Raw genomic sequence first — 4920 nt, 5'->3', positions numbered from 1 at the left:
TTTTTACTATTTTTTACTATTTTTTACTATTTTTTACTATTTTTTACTATTTTTTCCTAAATTTTCATTATTTATTCAAAAATTATTTAAACTTTTATTTTAATATTTAATTTATAGTATTTTAAAAAAATTTAAAAATAATTCATTATTTTTTAATTATGGTGTTTTTATGCGTGGAGATTTATGTGATGGAATTGTAACGGTGAAGATTGGTGAAGGTAATCAAAGACCGATTGCACTTAATCAAAAAAGTCAATTTGGTAAATTGTCTGAAGATTGTCTGGAGCTTTCCCTTATGGAAGCTACCTATTTGATGGAAAGCGATCGTTTGGACATTTATGAATATGATGAAAAGTGTGAAATTCCATATTTGATTGAAATGATTAAGAATCAGGATCTCTATGGAAAATACTTGGTTTATAAAGATTTGAAAAATAGAGGATACATTATTAAGACCGGATTTAAATATGGTTCAGAATTCAGGTTATATGAACGTGGAACAGGTCCTGGAAAGTCACATTCCGATTTTCTTGTAAAGGTTCTGTATGAAAAGAATCAGGTAAATGTCCTTGACTTTGCAAGTTATGTAAGGGTTTCACATGGGGTTAATAAGAAACTATTGCTTGCAGTTGTGGACGACGATTTGGACATTACCTATTACAATATTGAATGGACACGTCCATAGTTGTTTTAATTCCATATTGTTTAAATTTAACTTTTATAAAAATGGAATTATTTTTTCATTAGTTTTATATTAATTTTTTTATAAAAATTGGAATTAATTTTTCATTAATTTAAATTAAAAACCTGTGCAATTATTTTAATTTGTTTTAAAATATTTTATTTATTTTAATCAATACTTTAATTTAAAAAGAGATATAATATTTAGGGTGATTTTTTGATTGATCCATGGGCATCATTTTCATTAGATTATGATAAATTAGTTAATCAATTTGGCATAAGGAAGTTTTCAGACTTGGAGGAGGATATTGAAAACCCTGCCAGATTGATGAAAAGAGGAGTAATTTTTGGGCATCGTGATTTTGATAAGTTAGTACCTTTAATCAATGGCAAGAAGGATTTTGCAGTTATGACCGGCATGATGCCAAGTGGTCAGATGCATATTGGTCACAAGATGGTTATAGACCAATTGAAATGGTATTTTGAAAAGGGAGCAAGCATTTCCCTATCCATTGCAGATATGGAATCCTATGCTGCAAGGGAAATCAGTTTTGAAAAGGCTAAGGAAATTGCTGTAAAGGAATATTTAGCCAATTACATTGCATTAGGACTTGACTTGACAGATAAAAAGATAAATGTTTATCTTCAGTCACAGAACAAGGTTTTAAATGACTTGACATTCAAGCTGGCTAAAAAGACTAATTTCAATCAGATGAAGTCAATTTATGGTTTCACTGCAAGTACAAACTTTGCTCACCTTTATGTCCCATTGGTTCAGGTAGCTGACATATTGCTTCCACAAACAGAGGAGTATGGAGGTCCTAAACAAGTTGTTGTACCTGTAGGAATCGACCAGGACCCTCATTTGAGATTGACAAGAGACATTGCAGCTAAAATGCATGATGAATTCGGATTCTTGGCTCCTGCATCCACCTATCACAGGTTCCTTACCGGACTTACAGGTGATAAGATGTCAAGCAGTAAGCCTAAAACAGCAATTTATCTTAATGAAACACCTAAACAGGCTGAGAAAAAGGTTAAATCATGTAAGACTGGTGGAAGAGAAAGCCTGGAAGAGCAAAAAGAATTAGGCGGCCGTCCAGACCAATGTGTTGTTTATGAAATGCTTGTATATCACTTGATTGATGATGATGCAGAGCTTGAAAAGATTCGTGAAGAATGTTTGAATGGAACTCTTCTTTGCGGACACTGTAAGGTTCATACTGCAGAGCTTATGAAGGAATTCTTTGAGGATTTAAAAGTTAAACAGGAAGAATCCTTGGAAATAGCTGAATCTTTATTTGATTAGTTTATCTGGTTTAAGGGGGTCTTTGTATGGTGGATTTTAGGTATTATTGGAATCTAATCAAAGATGAGATTAAAATGGCTTTTAAAAACAATAAGCTTTGCTTATTTATTTCCATTTTGATTTTTGTCATTCCTCTCTTGATTGGATTTTACTATCCTGACAGCATAAGGGAATATGTTCAGCCTATAGTTGATAACTTTGAGCAACAGATTGAGGATGGAACAGTGACTTTAACCACTTCATCCCTTTTTTACAATAATTTTAAAGTGGACCTCATGTTATATGCTCTCTCTGCCCTTGGAGCAGTATTGGGAGTAATTCTATTGGCAAACAATGGTCTTTTCGTTGGTTTTTTCCAGGATCAAATTGATTTGACTTCCTATTTGCTGTTGACAGTTCCTCATGGAATATTTGAAATTCCTGCCATAATCATTTCAACAGCTGGAGGATTTGTCCTTTTTGTATTTTTCCTAAGGTTTATTTGGAACATAATTTATCCAGACCATTCATATACTGATATTTTTGATCCTTACTTTTCAAATGAAAAGATTGGCTTCTGGCAAAGGATTGTTGCTTCATTCAATGCAAATCAAGACAAGTTGAAGGAATCCTTTATTTTGTTATGCATTTCTGTTGTTCTATTGTTTATTGCAGCTATAATTGAGGCTAACTTTACAATTCCATTTGCAGAATTCATTTCAAATATCTTCAATTTAGGAATATTTTAAATATTTTAAGTTTTTATAATTCTTTTCAAATTCTTCAATTTAGGAATATTTTAAATATTCTTAAACTTTTTTATTTTTTTTAAAACTATTTTCTAATTTTAATTTTTCACTTTTTTTACTATTTTTACTATTTTTACTATTTTTACTATTTTTCACTATTTTTTAAAATAAGTTTTTATAGTATAATAATTATAACTATATGATGTATATTGATTATAGTTGGGAATTCTGTCTATAATTAATAATTAACTATTTGCAATTATTTTTTCAATTGTTTAATTATTTTAAATTATTTTAAATTATTTTAAATTATTAAAAATTTAAATTATAAAAAAATTAATTATTAAAAAATTAAAAAATTAAAAATTTAAAAAATTAAATTTATAAATTTGTTTATGTGATAACATGATTAGATGTGTGTCTTGTGGTGAAGAATACGAAGATGATGAAGTTATCTACAATTGTAAAGAATGTGGATCTGTTCTTGAAGTAGAAGTAGAAGTTGATGTTCCTAAAGATACTTTTGAAGGTAGAAGAGACAACTTATGGAAATTTAAGGAATGCCTTCCTGTTGATGCAGACAAAATGGTTTCCCTTGATGAGGGAGGAACTCCATTCTGCAAATGTGAAAAGTTAGGAAAGGAACTTGGCCTTGATTTATATGTAAAGGTTGAAGGTTCAAACCCTACCGGAAGTTTTAAGGATAGGGGAATGACCATCGGTATGACCAAGGCAATGATGCTTGGCGTTGACACTGTAGGTTGCGCTTCCACCGGTAACACTTCCGCTTCCCTTGCTGCTTATGCTGCAAGAGCAGGACTTAGATGTGCTGTATTCCTTCCTGCAGGAAAGGTTGCACTTGGTAAATTGGCTCAAGCTATGTTCCACGGTGCAGAGGTATTTTCAATAAATGGAAACTTTGATGAAGCTTTGGAAGCCATGACTCAACTTGCACGTGAAAAATATTTATACCTATTGAATTCAATCAATCCATTCAGATTGGAAGGACAAAAGACAATCGGTTATGAAATCGTTCATGATTTAGGTTGGGAATCTCCTGACAGGATTGTATTGCCTGTAGGTAATGCAGGAAACATTTCCGCTATCTGGAAAGGAATCACTGAGTTCCATAATGCAGGATTCATGAAGGACTTGCCTATGATGACAGGTATTCAGGCTGAAGGAGCTTGCCCTATTGCAAACGCTTACAGGGACAAGACTATGGATATGGTTCCTGTAGAAAATCCTGAAACCATTGCAACAGCTATCCGTATTGGTGCTCCTGTAAGTGCAGTAAAGGCTTTAAGAGCTATTTATGATTCTGATGGATTGGCTGAAACCGTAACTGATGAAGAAATCCTTGACGCTCAAAAGTTACTTGCAAGAACTGAAGGTATTGGTGTAGAACCTGCTTCTGCAGCATCCATTGCAGGACTTAAGAAGTTAGTTGATCAAGGTGATGTCGATAAGGGAGAAAGAGTTGTTTGTGTTGTAACCGGACACTTGTTAAAAGATCCTAATACAGCCATTGACGCTTGTGTTGACCCTGTACAGGTTGATGCCGACATTGATAAAATAAAAGAGATTTTACTTAATAAATAAATTTAAGTGATTTTTCTTTACTTTTCTTTTTTTTTTCGATATTATTCTTTTAAAAAATTTTCTTATTTTTTTATTTTTATTTAGCTTGGTTTTTATGGTTTAGATTCATTTTTTTATTTTAGACTCTTTTAGATAATTTTTATAATTCCGATTATTTTTTATTTTAAAACATTTTCAACTATTTTTAAAATTTGAATTTTTTCTACTTTTTGGCAGGGATATTTTTTAAATTTAATTTTTTTCAAGATTATTTTTTAAAACTTTTCAAATTTTCAATTTCTCAAAGTAGTTTTTAATTTACTTTTTTTAAATATATTTGGTATTTTTTGCTTATTTTTTCTATTATTAATCTTATTTTTTTTATTTCTTTTTTTAAAGAATTCATAATTTATTTAAGTATTTTTCATATTTTTATTTTATTTTATATTAAATTTTAATAAGATTTAGTTATTTTAATTGGTTTTTAAAATTAATTTGTTTACTAAGTTTGTTTTTAAATGATTTAATTTGTTCATTCTTAATTTTATTGGTTTTAATCAATTTTTAAAATTTTGTTTGTATTAATACTAATTTTTTTAAAATCTTTTAATATTGGATTAT

Annotated in this window: 4 protein-coding genes; all 4 read left to right on the top strand. The window is 29.9% G+C overall.

All coding sequences use genetic code 11. The annotated features are described in order from the left end of the window. Positions 1 to 169 precede the first annotated feature (169 nt). The 4 genes from endA to thrC all read left to right on the top strand — a co-directional run bounded on the left by endA (position 170) and on the right by thrC (position 4320). Entirely contained in the window at positions 170 to 685 is a 516-nt protein-coding gene (gene endA / locus Q0138_RS06800; protein ID WP_297982441.1) for a tRNA-intron lyase, read from the top strand. Positions 686 to 898: 213 nt separating this feature from the next. Then, complete coding sequence (locus Q0138_RS06795; RefSeq protein WP_297982438.1) at positions 899 to 1990, top strand: tryptophan--tRNA ligase; 1092 nt, start codon at positions 899 to 901, stop codon at positions 1988 to 1990. 26 nt (positions 1991 to 2016) lie between these two features. Continuing rightward, positions 2017 to 2718, top strand: coding sequence for a stage II sporulation protein M (locus Q0138_RS06790; RefSeq protein WP_297982436.1), 702 nt, complete (start codon positions 2017 to 2019; stop codon positions 2716 to 2718). Between the two features lie 405 nt (positions 2719 to 3123). Beyond that, positions 3124 to 4320 (top strand): threonine synthase, encoded by a 1197-nt coding sequence (gene thrC / locus Q0138_RS06785; protein ID WP_297982433.1) that lies wholly within the window; start codon positions 3124 to 3126, stop codon positions 4318 to 4320. Positions 4321 to 4920: the final 600 nt, after the last annotated feature.

This window comes from uncultured Methanobrevibacter sp. (assembly GCF_937906425.1).
In the GTDB taxonomy this organism is placed as follows: domain Archaea; phylum Methanobacteriota; class Methanobacteria; order Methanobacteriales; family Methanobacteriaceae; genus Methanobrevibacter.
The sequence above is the reverse complement of the archived record's forward strand: the minus strand, read 5'-3'. Positions and strand labels throughout refer to the sequence as shown.

Excerpts from the sequence above, each read along its gene's own strand:
- endA (WP_297982441.1), top strand. The coding sequence starts at position 170 with ATGCGTGGAGATTTATGTGATGGAATTGTAACGGTGAAGATTGGTGAA.
- Q0138_RS06790 (WP_297982436.1), top strand. The coding sequence starts at position 2,017 with ATGGTGGATTTTAGGTATTATTGGAATCTAATCAAAGATGAGATTAAA.
- thrC (WP_297982433.1), top strand. The coding sequence starts at position 3,124 with ATGATTAGATGTGTGTCTTGTGGTGAAGAATACGAAGATGATGAAGTT.